The organism is Gilvimarinus sp. F26214L (genome assembly GCF_054401055.1).
The window spans coordinates 54,043-67,941 of record NZ_JBTIYG010000014.1 but is presented as its reverse complement, the minus strand read 5'-3'; the positions used below and the strand labels follow the sequence as shown (position 1 = coordinate 67,941).

Genomic DNA, 13,899 nt, shown 5'->3' with positions numbered 1-13,899 from the left:
CGGCTCAGAAGAGCCGGTTTTCCACCGAACTCAGTTTGTACATTCCGCTCTTCAACGTGCGGGTCAGTACCGGTCCGGAACCCCCCTCGCCCACTCCACCAAAAGTGATGAAGCGCGACTCCATGACAGCCTGCATTTCGTCGAGAAAGCGGCCGCAGGCGGGGCTGTAATTCTCACCCAGGGCGTAGTGAAGCTGGTACCGTCCCTCGGGAACATTCCCCAAGGTAACGGTCTCGCCTCCCCGCACGTAAAAGAATACCTGGGTGCGGCCTTCATGATCCTTCAGCTTGACCAGTGCATCCGTACCCGGCGGATTAACCACTACGAACCGGTGATTGCCGCTCTTGCCCGCCCCCAGGTGCTGGCCGCTTTCCGGTCGCCAGCTGCCGTAGGGACGGCACTTCGCCACCTGGGCCTCATCTCCGCTGCCGGGCGCAATTGCCTCGCTGCGTACGTAGCCGGCCAGTTGCGCGTTCACCCGCACATGAGCCCACCGTCCACCTGAATATTCCGGGTTCGCGGCCAGATCCTGGAACTCGTCCAATTTTGCCAGAACCGCCGATTGTCGATCCGCCCTGACATGAAGGGCCGCCTGATCCAGCACCACAAACACGGGCCGGGAGAAACTCGGCCTGACCGCACGCTCGGGGTGTTCCGCCGTCGGCCAGGCCAGGTATACCAGCGGCGCCACCGCCATCACCACAAGCACCAGCCAAACCATTGGGCGCAGTCGCCGGGCGCGACGAGGGGCCTTGGGGGTGACCGTTCTCCGCGGCTTGCGGCGACGCACCGAGGGAGGCTCGGGCGGGTCGAGAAAGTCGCTGTGGTGGATTCTCCAGCCGGACTTGCCCCCGAGGCCCAGGTGGCGGCGCAGGTAGCCGATGTGGCTCAAGGTGGCGTGGGCCCGGTCGTATTCGGCTTTTTTTCGCGGATTCAACAGAATTGTAAAAGCCGCTTCCTTGTCCTCTTCGCTGCCTTCCGAATTGTGAATCCGGATTCGGTCGCTCTCCCGCGGGGCCAGTTTGTTGCGACGGTACAGGTCCTTCATCGGCACAGGTCCTCGTAGGCCTGCCGAACCCGAAGGAAATTCAGCTCCGCCTCTTGCCGTGCGTCGGGGCCCAGAGCTTCAAAACGGTCCGGGTGGTAATTCTGGACCAGCCTGCGGTAGGCGCGCTTGATTTCCGTCTTCGGAGCTTCCCGATCCACCCCCAGAATGGCATAGGCTTCCGCGCGGCTGAGGCGATTGACTGACGGGGGGTCGGTCCCATGTTCGCGACCCGGGCGCCCTTCGCGCATCTCCCACCAGAGCACGGAGCCGGGGTCGCCGGGTTCGGGCAGGCCGGAGCCGCAGTACTCCCGATGCAGCGCCTGCAGCCGCTGCTGCTCGATTCCAAATAGATCCGCTACAAAGCGGAGAATGTGATTGGCACAGGTACCGGGCTTGTGATCGGCTGTTGCAGTGGCAACCGCCATTTCCAGCAGCGCATGCTTCTCCTCATTATCCAGATCCTTTTGAAGCAGGCGACAAACTTCCAGAAAGGTCGGGGAGTCGGCTTCGGCGAGGATGGCCAGCAGCAAGTCGGATTGCTCGAATCCGCCCGGAATCGATTGGCCGCAGCTGTCGAGGTAGGCGCGTGTCTTCTCCTCGGCACCACCGTCGGCGGATGCGACCCACAACAAGGCGAACGCCGCGCAAACGTTCACGCGCCGGTCCGCTCGTGCAAGCAGTTCCCTCAGTCGTGGATCCATAGCCTCGTGCCCGCGTCGGGTGACATTGATTTCAGGCGTCCGACTTGCCCTGGATCGGAGCGTCGGGACCTCGGATTGAGATATTGGGTGTCGGGCAATGTTCCCAGGCTCAGCCATAGCCGGCGCCGCCCACGCCGAAAAGGGCCAAGCCGTTCGCAACCGTGGGCGCCAAAAACTGAACGAGCGCTAGCGGGCGCGCCGCTCGCTGGCGGGGTAGGAGAAGGCCATCAGAATACAGGCGAGCACAACGTACACACCAAAGGCGGCCATCATGGGAGTGATGGCCACTCCCTGATCGATGAGAAAGCCGAACAGGACCGGGGACAGCGCCGTTGCCAACACCATGATGGAGACGGTCAGCGAACGAATCGCCCCAAGGTTTTCGCTTCCATACACTTCCGGCCAAAGAGAGTTGCTGATGGGCGGACTGCTGCCCACGCTCACCGCAAGCAGAGCCATCATGACAAACAGTATCCAGGTGCCCGAGGCAAAGGCGAGCACGAACAGCGCCAGCGCCAGTGGCAGAGGAAAATACGGCAGTAGCCGGATGGGGCCGTAACGGTCCACCAGCATCCCCGACACCATGGAACTTACCCAGTGGATTACGCCGTAGAGCACGAAGCTCGATGCCAGCAGTTCCAGCGTCCAGCCCTTGCTGTCCACCACAAAAGCCTGATGGACAAAGATGCCTGTAAACAGGAAAGGACCGGCCATGTATCCCGGCAGCATGAGCCAGAATCGGGAATCACTGAGAAGAACCTTGCGGGCACTGGAAGTATGCTGGGCACGAGCCGGTGCGGCGTGGAGTTCCCGGCCCAGTTCCGAACGCCCGAAACGTCCCAGGCAGAACAGCAGGATGGGAACCAGCAACAAGGGGACGCTGGCGCTGAGCACCAGAAAGCTGTGCTGCCATCCGATCCAGGCGATCAACGATACGCCGAGCAAGGGCAGCACCACTTCCCCCGCCGGCACGCCTGAAGTGGCAATGCTCACCGCGATACCGCGCCGGGCCTGGAAGGCCCGCGCCATGGTCGTGACTCCGGTGTGGGGCAACAGCGCCTGCCCAAACAGGCGCAGTAGGAAAAAGGAGGCCAGCAGAGAATAGAACCCCTGTGCCTGGGACATGGCGAACATGGCGACGAAAAGGCCGGCGCTGACCATGAGCGCATAGGTTTTCAGGCGAAACCGATCAATCAGCCCCCCGAGCCAGCTCACCGTGATGGCGCTCGCGATCGTGGCAAACGAATAGGCGTTGCCGTACTCGGTGGCGCTCAGTTGCAGCCCTTCCTGTATGCTTTTGCCAAACACACCGACGAAGAACGACTGGCCGAAGTTGCCCCAGAACACGGCGGTAAAACCGAATAGAAGAATGGAACCGTGCTGGGCCAGCAGGTTGGCATAAGCTTTTACCATGGTACTTGCATCACCGAGTGTGCCCCGCAACGGCGTTGCGGCGCGGATGATCTGTGCTGCCGCAGCAGCCCGGCCGCGGCCGGGATATCAAGGAGTGTCCCAGGCGCTGAGCCACGGAACAATGGAGACGTAAAGAATCACGCCCACGGCAATCAACAGAAGAACGACCTTCAAGGGCTCCCGTCGCAACCGCCTGAGAAAATTGTCCGCCTGTCCCTGGGCCAGATCGTCCTGCCAGCGACGCCGGCTTTCGTCCCGGTGCCGGGCCTGGAAGTCGGCAAGCAGATGTCGCGCGCGCTCTACATCCTCACCGTCGGGAAGCCAGATTGCGGCCACGCCGATTCCGAATGCCCCCGCGTGCGTCTCATAGAACTCGATGCCTTCACTGAGCAACAGGTCGCGCACGGCGACCGCTTCTTCTTCCGGTACATTGTTGAGGCGAAACAGTAGAGTGCTCACAAATATGCCTTTGATTGGCGTGAATCAGCTTTTCAGCCGCCAACCGCTTTTGAAAATCCACCACACCACCGACAGGCAGATGGTGAGAAAGACCACGATCATGAGCAAGCTGACCATGGGGCTCACGTCCGCGATTTCATAGAAGCTGTAACGAAACCCGCTTACCAGATAAAGCACCGGGTTGAACAGGGTTACGGTCTGCCAGGCCGGCGGCAGCATATCGATCGAGTAAAAGCTGCCACCGAGGAACACCAGGGGTGTCACGATCAGCATGGGAATGAGCTGCAGCTTTTCGAAGTTGTCCGCCCAGATACCGATAATGAAACCGAACAGGCTGAACGAGACCGCAGTCAGCACCAGGAAAAACAGCATCATGAAGGGGTGGCGAACCTCCAGCGGCACAAAGAGCGTCGCGGTGGCAAGAATGATCAACCCGAGCATCATGGATTTGGTGGCCGCGGCACCCACGTAGCCGAGCAGAATCTCCGGCATTGAGACCGGCGCCGACAGCACCTCGTAGATGGTACCGGTAAATTTGGGGAAGTAGATCCCGAACGACGCGTTGGAAATACTCTGGGTGAGCAGGGACAGCATGATCAAACCAGGCACCAGAAACGCACCGTAGCTGATACCACCCACCTGGTCGATGCGCGAGCCGATGGCCGCACCGAATACCACAAAGTACAGGGATGTGGACAGCACCGGAGACACAACGCTCTGCAACAGCGTTCGGAAGGTTCGGGCCATCTCAAAGAAATAAATCGCTTTGACTGCGTGAAAATTCATGGGAGTCCTAGTTTCTGACCAGCTCGACAAAAATCTCTTCCAGGGATGTTTCCCGTGTATGCAGATCCCGCACATTGATCTGGGCCTTGCGCAGGTCTTCCAGTAACCCTGTAATGGTGGAATCGGCCTGGGAGTTGTAGGTGTACACCAGCCGGCGTCCTTCGTCCGCCATTTCCAGGTTGTGTGCATGCAGGGAAGGCGGCAGTGATTGGACCGGATGATCCAGTTCAAGAGTGAGCTGGCGTTTGCCCAACTGATCCATCAGCTGTGTTTTCTCTTCCACCAGAATCAGCTGGCCCTTGTTGATCACCCCGATCCGGTCCGCGATTTCTTCCGCCTCTTCGATGTAGTGCGTCGTGAGGATGATGGTCACTCCGTTCTGTCGCAGACGTTCAACCAGGTTCCACATATCCTTGCGCAGCTCAACGTCCACGCCCGCAGTGGGTTCATCGAGAAACAATACCGAGGGTTCATGGGCGAGGGCCTTGGCGATCAGCACCCTACGCTTCATGCCGCCGGACAGCATCATGATCATGCTGTCCTTCTTCTCCCACAGGGAGAGATCGCGCAGCACCTGCTCGATGTAGGCCGGGTTCGGCGGCTTGCCGTACAAACCGCGGCTGAAGCTGACAGTGGACCACACGGATTCGAAGGCTTCGGTGGTTAACTCCTGGGGTACCAGGCCGATCATGGAGCGCGTGATCCGGAAGTTCCTGATGATATCGTGGCCGGCGACTGTCACCGATCCACCGGTGGGATTCACGATGCCGCAGATAATGGAAATCATCGTGGTCTTGCCCGCGCCATTGGGGCCGAGCAAGGCGAGGATCTCTCCTTTGCGGATGTCCAGACTCACATCCTGCAGGGCCTGAAACCCTCCTGCATATTTCTTGCTCAGGTTCTTGATCGAAACAATTGCATCCATAAGTTCATACTCGGGCATGACAATTCTGCGGCGGGCCATCATAACAGGCGCTTGTCGCCTCTCTCCAGTGCGGCCTTCACTCGTTGATGGGGCTGCGCCCTGCACCGGCACCGAACAACATCGCGAAGACTCAGTGCAACTTGAGCTGTGGACGCAACAGGCGATTGAACCGGCCCGCAAGAAGGAGGAGGACAGTGCGCGGCCAGCCATAAAGGGCCGCCTGGTGTAGCCGGTAAAGGCTGACATAGGTCATCCGTGCAAACCAGCCTTCGATAAAAATATCGCCGCGGCCCAGGCTACCCATGAGCACACCCACGGAGGAATACTCGGACAGGGAGATAAGCGAACCCTGGTCGCGATAGCGGAACTCGCCCGCACTTCTCCCCCGCATTCGGGCCGGCAAGGCCTTCGCCAGATACTTGGCCATTTGCAACGCGGCCTGGGCGCGGGGCGGCACGGATTTGTCTCCCTGCAAAACCGCGGCGCAATCACCGATGGCGTAGATGCGGTCGTCCTCTGTCAGCAGTTGAGGGCTCACCTGCAACTGGTTGATGCGGTTCACCGGCAGGCCAAACTCCCGCAGAAACTCGGGCGCCTTGACCCCGGCGGCCCAGACCAGCAAATCCGCGGCAATCTCTTCGTCCTGCCTGGTGAGAAACGCGTCCTGGCGGGCCGACTTGATCATGGTGCCCACGCGAACTTCCACGCCGAGACGCTCCAGATGACGGGTGGCCGAGCGGGCGATGCGCTCGCTGAGCGCGGGCAGGATGCGTGGACCGGCTTCGATCAGCACCACCTCCAGTTTGTCCCGGTTCAGCTTGCGGTAACCGTAGTTGTGCAACAGGCTCACCGCGTGGTGTAACTCCGCCGCCAGTTCCACGCCGGTCGCGCCGCCCCCCACGATGGCGACCCGCATTGTTCTGTCGTGGTAGTCCACCGCCTGAGACAGTTTCAGAAAATGCTGTTGAAAGCGTTCGGCCTGCTCGCGCCGATCCAGCGAATAACAGTAATCCTGCACGCCGGGCGTATGGAAGTCATTGCCCTGACTCCCCACTGCAAGAACCAGATAGTCGTACTGCAATTCGCGCTCGGGAAGGATGTCCTGACCGTCCTCCCGGATGGCAGCGAGTCGCACCGTCCGGCGCTCGCGATCGATGCCGATGAGCTGCCCCTGGTGGAAGTTGTAGTGATTGGTGTGGGCGTGGGCGCGATAGTCAATTGCGTCCAGGTTGGAGTCGATGGCCCCGGTGGCCACTTCATGATAGCGCGGCTTCCAGATGTGCGTGAGGCTGCTGTCCACGAGCGTAACCTCCGCCCTGCCCTTTTTCCCGAACTTCCTGCCCAGGGCTGTAACCAGGGGCATGCCCCCGGCGCCGCCGCCAACAACGATTACGCGGGGAGTCTCCATCTTAATCACGGTCTCCTTGTGGTGGGAGGGAACGGCGCCCCACAGGCAGATGCACGAGCCGGGTGAGAGCCCTGGCCCGGCAGCAGTGCACTCAGTGGCTGGACGGCGGCATTGACGCGCCTTTCTGGGTGCTCGCACATTGGGGGCAGAGTATCTGCCCGTCGGCCACCACCCAGCCGGCCTTGTGGGCTTCCAGCGCTGCGGGCAGGGAGGCGGCGTCACCTTTCAATTCGGGACTGATCGCACGACTGAAGCGCTTGCCGCACAGCGCGTTCTGACAAATCAGCAGAGTCTTCTCTTCCACTTCTTGCTCCCGCCGCTCAGGATGCGGCGTCGTCCAAGTCCAGCATCACGGGACAGTGATCCGACCCCATGATTTCGTTGCAGATCCCCGCGTTCCTGATGCGGTCTTCAAGCACCTGGGAGACCAGAAAGTAATCGATCCGCCAGCCCACGTTCCGGGCCCGGGCGCCGGCACGGAAGCTCCACCAACTGTACTTTACCTCCTCCGGGTACAGGTAGCGGAACGTGTCCACGAAGCCCGCCGCAATCAGGTTATCCATGCCGTCGATCTCCTCCTGCATGAAACCTGCACTCTTGTTGTAGTTCGCTTTGGGGCGCGCGATGTCGATGTCCCGGTGCGCCACGTTCAAATCGCCGCAAACCACCACTGGTTTCGATTCTTCCAGTTTTTTCAGGTAGGCGAGAAAGTCCGCATCCCAGCGCTGGCGATATTCCAGGCGTTTCAATTCACTTCCGGAGTTGGGCACGTAGACAGTCACGAGGTGGAATGCCGGAAACTCCAATGCAATCACCCGGCCTTCCTGGTCGTGCTCCTCCACGCCCATGTCGTACTGAACGGCCAGGGGCTCGTCGCGGGTGAAGACCGCCGTGCCGGAGTAACCCTTCTTTTCGGCTGAATTGCAATAAACGTGAAAATGTTCGATATCCGCCACCGCTTCCAGAACCTGCTCGTCCTGGGCCTTGGTTTCCTGCAGGCAGAGCACATCCGGATTCATGGCTTCGAAGGAGCCGATGAAATCCTTCTTCATAACAGCGCGGACGCCGTTCACATTCCAGGAAAATAGTCGCATGGCTGGGGCTCGTCATGGCGGAAAACGGGGACTGCCAACTATAGAGAGGGGCGTCAGCCAATTCAAGGCGACACGTTCAAGGAAACAGGCGCGGAAGGTCGGACACCAGGAACAGGACTAATAACATTGCGGGCGACCACAGGGCCAGCAGACTGTAGCGTGTACGCCAACTGGCTGATGGGAGTTGGGCGGAAGCCTGAGCGCCGCGGTAAATCAGGTGTTCCGCCACCGCAAGCTGCGGCTGGAGCATGCTGAAAAGGTAGCCGCCCCCGAAGGTGATCACAAACCCGAATACGTTCCACCACAACCAGGAGACCTTTGGCAATGCGACCCAGCAGAACACGTTGACGAGAAACCCGGCCAGCAGTCCCACAATGGCCCCGGCACCAGTGGCCCGCCGGGTCAGAAGGCCGAGGGCGAACACCCCCAGCACCGGCCCGTTGATCAGCGAGCCGATCATGTTGATCGCTTCCAGCACCGTATCGGCGATGGAGCCCACATAGAAGGAAAACGCCAGAGCCAGGCTACCCCAGGCCAGGGTCAAAAGGCGCGAAATAAAAAGCTCTTTTGATTCGCTCCAGGGCCCCTTGTGGAAACGACGCACGAAATCTTCCATGGTCACCGCGCTGAGGGAGTTGATCACCGAATCCAGGGAGGACATGGCGGCTGCAAAAAGAGCGATCAGTCCCAGGCCCAGCACACCGGCCGGTAGGGACGAGAGCATGTACAAGGGAACGGCCACGTTGTAGTTCGGCGCCCCGTTCTCCAGAGGCAGGCCCGCCACAAAGTCGGGATTGGCCAAGGCATGAGCGCCGATCCCCACCCCCACGAAACAGTACAGCAGCACCAGAGGGAAGCGCAGCATTCCATTGAGAAGAAGCGACAACTTGCCGTGGTCCACGTCCTTCGCACAGAGTTCCCGCTGAACCTGACTCTGGTCGCAACCGTAATAGGAAACGTACAGAAAGAAGCCGCCGAACAGCATGGGCCAGAACGCAAAGGTGGCGCCATCTCCGAGCCCATGATTGGCAAAGTCCAGAGTCTGCAGGCGTTCGGCGGGGAAGGCCGCGACCATGGCGCCGAAACCGCCATTGTCCCCCAGCAAGAGCGCGAACAGCATCACCAGCACAAAGAACAGCACCACCATCTGGATCACGTCGCTGTAGATCACGGCGCGAACACCACCGAACACGTCGTAAACGAGTGTTACGGCACCGAGCAGCATTACGGACCAGAAGAAGGACAGGCCGGTAATCAACTGGATTACCAGCCCGATGCTGTAGACCGTGACCGCAGTCGCGAAGACGCGGACCAGTTGGAAAATTGCACTGAGGGAAAGACGGGTGGCGAGGTCGAAACGGCGCTCCAGATATTCATAAACCGAGATGAGCCGCAGACTGTGGAACATGGGCAGCAGGAACACCATGATGGCCAACATGGCCAGGGGCAATGCCAGTTCGTACTGCAACCATACCAGCCCGCCGCCGGACGCGAAGGCTACAAAGGCGGGGGCCCCGAGAATGCTGTTGGTGGACACCTGGGTCGCCATGGTGGAAATGGCGATAGGCAGCGCCCCCACCTTGTGGGAGCCCAGGTAGTAATCCGCGCGACTGTGCTGGGTGCGGGACAGGTACACACTGTAGGCGATGAGGCCCGCCAGATATGTCCCGATCACCAGCCAGTCTACAAGCCGAATATCGCTGTTCACGCTTGCTCAGAACCCCGGGGCCGGGCCTGAGTTCAACGGCCCCGCCTACCAGGGCAGCAGGTCCCCGTTGGCGTGCCAGAAGGTCCCGCTGTTCTGCAAGGTGAGCTGGTCGATGCGCGCCGCCAGACGCTGCGCGGCATCCTCCGGACTGATGTCCCCGTGGCCGCCAATCATGTCCGTGGAGACCATACCCGGGTGCAGAATGGCCACGGCGATGCCCCGACCCTTCAAGTCGATCGCGAGCGACTTGGATGCGGCGTTCAGGGCCGCCTTGGACATGCGGTAGCCATAGTAGCCCCCGCTGGTGTTGTCCTCCACGGACCCCATGCGGCTGGTGATCATGGCCACCTTTGCGCCCTCACCCAGGTGATCCGCCAGGGCTTCCGTAAGCATCAGCGGCGCCAGGGCATTGGTCTCGAATTGAGACCGGACAGTGTCCCGATCGATGCCCCCCAGAGATTCGGTGCGCAGGATTCCGGCATTATTGATCAGGAGGTCGAGCTTTACCGTTCCCAGCTTTTCGCGCAAGCGGTTCACACCGTCCTCGGTGGTGACATCCACCTGGGCAATCACTTCCGCGCCGCAGGCCTGCAGTTCATCGGATGGCGTGCGGCAAACGCCATAAACGGTGTCGCCACGTTCGCGGTAAAGCCGCGCCAGCGCGAGACCAATGCCGCGATTGGCGCCGGTAATCAAAACAGTGCTCATTGTGCTTCTCCTCTCGTACAGTCAGGTTTTTCAGAAGATGTGTTTACGAGGCAACGTGTTTGCCGTAGGTTGGGTTAGCGAAGCGTAACCCAACATGGGTTCATACGAATCCGCAATTCACCGCTTTGGGAATCCGCTATGTTGGGTTACGGCCTTTGGCCTAACCCAACCTACTCGGGAACCACTTCCCATTCCGCCTCGTCGTATTCACCGATGACGGTGATTTCGCAGTTCCTGGCGTGTTTTTCCATGATGGCCTTGACCGTGGCATCGCGCGAATCATCTTTGGCGTCGCGCGCGGCCTTGGAATCCCAATGGGCAATGGCCAGGACCGTATCGGGAGCACCGATTTTCCGGTGCAGGAATGTGCCGCGGGCGCCCGGGGTACGCTGAATGATTTCGCTGGCCCGCAGCCACCCTTCTGCGTATTCTTCCACCGTGAAGCCCGGCTTCATGCGTACTTCGAAAATAAATTTCATTGGCTTGCCCCCTGGATTAACGGGATAACTTCACTGACTCCATTCAAAACACAGAAAATATAACCCCGGAGGATTGTATGAAAGTTTTTACCGCGTGTGCGCCTGCAATTGTCTTGCTCGCCAGCCTGGCCTTCAATGTTGCCGCAGCGCAGGACTCGGAGCTCAGCTTTTTCGTCACCAGCAAAGGTGCGGGAGACGGCGCCAATCTGGGCGGCCTCGAAGGCGCTGACCGGCATTGCCAGATGCTGGCGGAAGCCGCGGGCGCCGGACAACGGGAGTGGCGCGCCTATCTCAGCACCCAGACGGACGATGGAAAAGCTGACGTGCATGCGCGGGACCGCATCGGCACCGGCCCGTGGCATAACGCCAAAGGCGAAATGATTGCGAAGAACGTGGAGGAGTTGCACAGCGAGGATGTCAACATTCGCAAGGAAACCGCACTGGACGAACGCGGAGAACTCGTGAACGGTCGCGGTGATTCCCCCAATCAGCATGACATCCTCACGGGCTCGCAACTGGACGGCCGCGCGTTTGACGACGGCAACAATCACACCTGCGCAAACTGGACGAGCAACGCTGAAGGAAGTGCCCAGGCCGGCCACCACGATCGAACCGGGGGCGGGCCGAACCCCACGTCCTGGAATTCCGCCCATGGCACCCGCGGCTGCTCTCAGGAGAATCTGATCAGCACGGGCGGCAACGGGTACTTCTACTGCTTTGCGGCCGACTGAATCCGGCCAACCTCATCGGGCTGGTCGGGTTGCGGTAACTCGTCCGGCTGCCCGGGCGGTATCTCATTGGGCTGGTCCGGCTGTGGCGTCTCCGACGGCGGGTTCGGCTCCATTGGAACCTCCTCGGGTTCCCGGGTGGGCACAACATCGGGGCCAGGCTCCGGGATCTCTCCCGGGTCGCCCGGCTGGACGGCCAGTACGTCAAGCCGCGCGGTAGCGGGTTGAAATTCCTTTCCTTTGCTCATCCTGATTTCCTTCATTGCTCCCGTTCAGCAGCGCCCGACCGAAGCCTACTGGGGGGAGAGCGGCGCCAGCGCCTTGGGCAGATAGCCGCGAAGCTCCTGTGGCCGCAACATGGTGAGTTCCTTGTCGAGTTCAAACGTTACGTCCTGCTTGAGGTTGTTGCTCAGCTGATTGCGAATTTCTCCGAGTACATCGGGGGCAGCCACCAGCACCAGTTTTGAAAAGCGTCCGTTGTGGTGGTCCTTTTCAAGTTTGCCCACCAGGTCACGGACGAACTTGGTTGCTGACTTCTCTCGCTCGCTGGTTCGCGAGTCCACACCGTGACGCGCACGACCGGTACCTCCCTGCCATTGGCGCCCGGGTTTTGGTTCAACGAGTTCACGGTCCTGGAACGCACTGTCCGGCTGAAAGAAGGAGTCGATTTCGGTGATGTCCTGGCTGTGAGGTCGTTCGGCGGAGAAGATGCGGGCGCGTCGGCGGTCGGCGGTAAGAATCCAGATGTCGTTGCTTTTTGGCATGGTATATATCCCCTCAGTATGGCTCGGATCGATTCACTGAAGAAACGCTCATCGAAACAGAGCTTCGCCCAAGGCCCACCGGATTGCAATGGAATCGGAGGACCAAAGCCCTGGCATTTGAATTGAGGCAATCGCTGTGCCAGTCACCCGGTGATCAGGGTCACGCTGCGTCTGACGATTCAGCCGATACGAGTTCGCAAAAGCATGCCGGTAAAGCAAAGAGACCGTAGCCAAAGAGACCGTGCAAAGTGGTAGGATTGCGGTGCCCCATCTTTCAGATCAACACAACAAACGGATAAACAAGGAGCGATCATGAAACGATTATCACAAACCATTGCCCTGCTCGCGCTAAGTCTTTCGTCCGCCCTGGCTCTCGCAGGTTCAGAAGCAAGCCAGACAATTGCCGCCATTCTGAAGGACTTGAACCACTTCCCTTCAGCCGAACAGAAAGAGAGGCTGGCCGCCATTACCCAGGATGACAGCAACAGTGAAGCGATGCGAACCATCGCCGTCGCGGTGGCCAACATGGAACACAAGGTGAAATCGGCCGATGCCGCCGAACTGGAAAAAATTGCCTCTGATTCCTCGGCCAGCGAAGAAGCGCGCACCCTGGCATCCATCACACTCAACATCAACCACAAGCCGGGCTCCGACGCCGTCGCCCAGCTCGAAGAGATGTCCAAGTAACGCGAAAAACCGAAGACGCACTGGCCGGCGGCAAGCCCGGCGCCGGCCATTCCCTGACTCCCCTCACAAAGACGACCTTCCCCGCCCCCTTCAAGCTCTGCGCGGCATGCGCTTTGCTCCATGTGTTTTTGCTCAAGTTACCGAGGAAGCTGTTAAACGATACTCGGCCAGGACAACCTGCTCAGCCCATCGAAGTGCGGGGCGGCGAGCCTGTCTCCCAACAGGAGGTCAACATGCGATTCAAGAACCTGCTTTACGTTTCTCTGTCTGTTCTGGCTCTGGCGGCCTGTGAGGTGGAACAGACCGAAGAAGGCGAGATGCCAGACGTCGATGTGGAGGGCGGAGAGATGCCCGAGTACGACGTGGAACCACGGGATATTGATGTGGATGTGGATACCCAGGAGCGCGAGGTGGAAGTCCCCTCGGACGTGGAGGTGGAAACCGAGACTCGCAGCATCGAAGTCCCGGATGTGGATGTTACTACGGAAGAAGAGCCGCCGGCGGAGAGCCGCTAACGGCCCCCACGGGGCACATGCCGCTCCAACTCTTCCGACAATGATCCGCGGCACATGGCAAAAAACATCTTGAAGTCCGCCAGCAGCGACCAGAGCGGATAGGTGAAGGTGGCGGGCCGGTTGCGCTCGATAAGCCCGTGAGCCACCCAGGCAAACCCGTACCCCACCACGGGCAGGAGCAGCAGCCAGTAGGCTGATTGCACCACTCCCAGGACGACCACGGGAAAAAGAAGCAAAGTCCCGATAAAGTGCAGGCGGCGGGTGGCGGGTTTGCTGTGCTCCCGCAGATAAAAGGGCCAGAACTCCTCAAAGCTCTGGTAACGCGCATCAGTGTTGCTCATCTCGTTTCCTCCTCGGCCCCATGCTGCAGCCCATAGTCGAAAGGGCGCGCCAGGGATAATTGACTCACGTCAACACGGTCAAGTCCCGGCCAGCCTGATCCTGGGCGTATAATTGTGCAAGTCGCAAACTTCCGG

At 60.0% G+C, this 13,899-nt stretch carries 18 protein-coding genes; 3 read left to right on the top strand and 15 right to left on the bottom strand.

All coding sequences use genetic code 11. From position 1 onward, the window contains the following. Positions 1 to 4: 4 nt before the first annotated feature. The 12 genes from ACURWW_RS14445 to ACURWW_RS14390 form a co-directional block, all read right to left on the bottom strand. Positions 5 to 1,048 (bottom strand): hypothetical protein, encoded by a 1,044-nt coding sequence (locus ACURWW_RS14445; RefSeq protein ID WP_445618172.1) that lies wholly within the window; start codon positions 1,046 to 1,048, stop codon positions 5 to 7. Further along, on the bottom strand, positions 1,045 to 1,749 hold the full coding sequence (locus tag ACURWW_RS14440) for a DnaJ domain-containing protein (protein WP_445618173.1): 705 nt from the start codon (positions 1,747 to 1,749) through the stop codon (positions 1,045 to 1,047). Before ACURWW_RS14440 ends, ACURWW_RS14445 begins: the two co-directional genes overlap by 4 nt. 186 nt (positions 1,750 to 1,935) lie before the next feature. Continuing rightward, the gene (locus ACURWW_RS14435) at positions 1,936 to 3,162 is read right to left on the bottom strand and encodes an MFS transporter (protein WP_445618174.1); all 1,227 of its coding nucleotides are present in this window, start codon (positions 3,160 to 3,162) and stop codon (positions 1,936 to 1,938) included. Positions 3,163 to 3,249: 87 nt separating this feature from the next. Beyond that, complete coding sequence (locus ACURWW_RS14430) at positions 3,250 to 3,621, bottom strand: DUF6164 family protein (protein ID WP_445618175.1); 372 nt, start codon at positions 3,619 to 3,621, stop codon at positions 3,250 to 3,252. A gap of 24 nt (positions 3,622 to 3,645) precedes the next feature. Beyond that, positions 3,646 to 4,407, bottom strand: coding sequence for an ABC transporter permease (locus ACURWW_RS14425; RefSeq protein ID WP_445618176.1), 762 nt, complete (start codon positions 4,405 to 4,407; stop codon positions 3,646 to 3,648). 7 nt (positions 4,408 to 4,414) lie between these two features. Further along, positions 4,415 to 5,332, bottom strand: a complete 918-nt coding sequence (locus ACURWW_RS14420) for an ABC transporter ATP-binding protein (protein ID WP_445618182.1) — start codon at positions 5,330 to 5,332, stop codon at positions 4,415 to 4,417. Between the two features lie 130 nt (positions 5,333 to 5,462). Further along, positions 5,463 to 6,740 (bottom strand): NAD(P)/FAD-dependent oxidoreductase, encoded by a 1,278-nt coding sequence (locus ACURWW_RS14415; protein WP_445618177.1) that lies wholly within the window; start codon positions 6,738 to 6,740, stop codon positions 5,463 to 5,465. A 91-nt stretch (positions 6,741 to 6,831) separates the two neighbouring features. Next, entirely contained in the window at positions 6,832 to 7,044 is a 213-nt protein-coding gene (locus tag ACURWW_RS14410; RefSeq protein WP_445618178.1) for a hypothetical protein, read from the bottom strand. Positions 7,045 to 7,060: 16 nt separating this feature from the next. After that, positions 7,061 to 7,834, bottom strand: coding sequence for an exodeoxyribonuclease III (locus ACURWW_RS14405; protein ID WP_445618179.1), 774 nt, complete (start codon positions 7,832 to 7,834; stop codon positions 7,061 to 7,063). Between the two features lie 76 nt (positions 7,835 to 7,910). Continuing rightward, positions 7,911 to 9,542 carry a sodium:solute symporter gene (locus tag ACURWW_RS14400; protein WP_445618180.1) on the bottom strand — a complete coding sequence of 544 codons (1,632 nt, stop codon included), beginning with the start codon at positions 9,540 to 9,542 and terminating at the stop codon, positions 7,911 to 7,913. A gap of 45 nt (positions 9,543 to 9,587) precedes the next feature. After that, the gene (locus ACURWW_RS14395) at positions 9,588 to 10,250 is read right to left on the bottom strand and encodes an SDR family oxidoreductase (RefSeq protein ID WP_445618181.1); all 663 of its coding nucleotides are present in this window, start codon (positions 10,248 to 10,250) and stop codon (positions 9,588 to 9,590) included. Positions 10,251 to 10,420: 170 nt separating this feature from the next. Beyond that, positions 10,421 to 10,729, bottom strand: a complete 309-nt coding sequence (locus tag ACURWW_RS14390) for an antibiotic biosynthesis monooxygenase family protein (protein ID WP_445617974.1) — start codon at positions 10,727 to 10,729, stop codon at positions 10,421 to 10,423. A gap of 77 nt (positions 10,730 to 10,806) precedes the next feature. Between ACURWW_RS14390 and ACURWW_RS14385 the strand changes: the two genes are divergently transcribed. Further along, positions 10,807 to 11,460: a hypothetical protein gene (locus tag ACURWW_RS14385; protein WP_445617975.1), complete on the top strand. Its 654-nt coding sequence runs from the start codon at positions 10,807 to 10,809 to the stop codon at positions 11,458 to 11,460. On the opposite strand, the gene ACURWW_RS14380 is transcribed toward ACURWW_RS14385, so the two are convergent. Both ACURWW_RS14380 and ACURWW_RS14375 read right to left on the bottom strand, forming a co-directional pair. Continuing rightward, on the bottom strand, positions 11,439 to 11,705 hold the full coding sequence (locus ACURWW_RS14380; RefSeq protein ID WP_445617976.1) for a hypothetical protein: 267 nt from the start codon (positions 11,703 to 11,705) through the stop codon (positions 11,439 to 11,441). The two genes, ACURWW_RS14385 and ACURWW_RS14380, sit on opposite strands and share 22 nt — an antisense overlap. A 45-nt stretch (positions 11,706 to 11,750) precedes the next feature. Beyond that, positions 11,751 to 12,221: a host attachment protein gene (locus tag ACURWW_RS14375; protein ID WP_445617977.1), complete on the bottom strand. Its 471-nt coding sequence runs from the start codon at positions 12,219 to 12,221 to the stop codon at positions 11,751 to 11,753. A gap of 312 nt (positions 12,222 to 12,533) precedes the next feature. Here ACURWW_RS14375 and ACURWW_RS14370 point away from each other — a divergent pair, with 312 nt between their 5' ends. Together ACURWW_RS14370 and ACURWW_RS14365 are read left to right on the top strand one after the other, a co-directional pair. Continuing rightward, on the top strand, positions 12,534 to 12,908 hold the full coding sequence (locus ACURWW_RS14370) for a hypothetical protein (protein WP_445617978.1): 375 nt from the start codon (positions 12,534 to 12,536) through the stop codon (positions 12,906 to 12,908). Positions 12,909 to 13,141: 233 nt separating this feature from the next. Then, positions 13,142 to 13,423, top strand: coding sequence for a hypothetical protein (locus ACURWW_RS14365; RefSeq protein WP_445617979.1), 282 nt, complete (start codon positions 13,142 to 13,144; stop codon positions 13,421 to 13,423). On the opposite strand, the gene ACURWW_RS14360 is transcribed toward ACURWW_RS14365, so the two are convergent. Continuing rightward, entirely contained in the window at positions 13,420 to 13,764 is a 345-nt protein-coding gene (locus tag ACURWW_RS14360) for an Mpo1-like protein (protein ID WP_445617980.1), read from the bottom strand. The two genes, ACURWW_RS14365 and ACURWW_RS14360, sit on opposite strands and share 4 nt — an antisense overlap. Between the last annotated feature and the right edge of the window lie 135 nt (positions 13,765 to 13,899).

Bases quoted from the DNA above. Each gene is read 5' to 3' on its own strand.
- ACURWW_RS14445 (WP_445618172.1), bottom strand. From the start codon at position 1,048: ATGAAGGACCTGTACCGTCGCAACAAACTGGCCCCGCGGGAGAGCGAC.
- ACURWW_RS14440 (WP_445618173.1), bottom strand. From the start codon at position 1,749: ATGGATCCACGACTGAGGGAACTGCTTGCACGAGCGGACCGGCGCGTG.
- ACURWW_RS14435 (WP_445618174.1), bottom strand. From the start codon at position 3,162: ATGGTAAAAGCTTATGCCAACCTGCTGGCCCAGCACGGTTCCATTCTT.
- ACURWW_RS14425 (WP_445618176.1), bottom strand. From the start codon at position 4,407: ATGAATTTTCACGCAGTCAAAGCGATTTATTTCTTTGAGATGGCCCGA.
- ACURWW_RS14420 (WP_445618182.1), bottom strand. From the start codon at position 5,332: ATGGATGCAATTGTTTCGATCAAGAACCTGAGCAAGAAATATGCAGGA.
- ACURWW_RS14415 (WP_445618177.1), bottom strand. From the start codon at position 6,740: ATGGAGACTCCCCGCGTAATCGTTGTTGGCGGCGGCGCCGGGGGCATG.
- ACURWW_RS14405 (WP_445618179.1), bottom strand. From the start codon at position 7,834: ATGCGACTATTTTCCTGGAATGTGAACGGCGTCCGCGCTGTTATGAAG.
- ACURWW_RS14395 (WP_445618181.1), bottom strand. From the start codon at position 10,250: ATGAGCACTGTTTTGATTACCGGCGCCAATCGCGGCATTGGTCTCGCG.
- ACURWW_RS14390 (WP_445617974.1), bottom strand. From the start codon at position 10,729: ATGAAATTTATTTTCGAAGTACGCATGAAGCCGGGCTTCACGGTGGAA.
- ACURWW_RS14385 (WP_445617975.1), top strand. From the start codon at position 10,807: ATGAAAGTTTTTACCGCGTGTGCGCCTGCAATTGTCTTGCTCGCCAGC.
- ACURWW_RS14380 (WP_445617976.1), bottom strand. From the start codon at position 11,705: ATGAGCAAAGGAAAGGAATTTCAACCCGCTACCGCGCGGCTTGACGTA.
- ACURWW_RS14375 (WP_445617977.1), bottom strand. From the start codon at position 12,221: ATGCCAAAAAGCAACGACATCTGGATTCTTACCGCCGACCGCCGACGC.
- ACURWW_RS14370 (WP_445617978.1), top strand. From the start codon at position 12,534: ATGAAACGATTATCACAAACCATTGCCCTGCTCGCGCTAAGTCTTTCG.
- ACURWW_RS14365 (WP_445617979.1), top strand. From the start codon at position 13,142: ATGCGATTCAAGAACCTGCTTTACGTTTCTCTGTCTGTTCTGGCTCTG.
- ACURWW_RS14360 (WP_445617980.1), bottom strand. From the start codon at position 13,764: ATGAGCAACACTGATGCGCGTTACCAGAGCTTTGAGGAGTTCTGGCCC.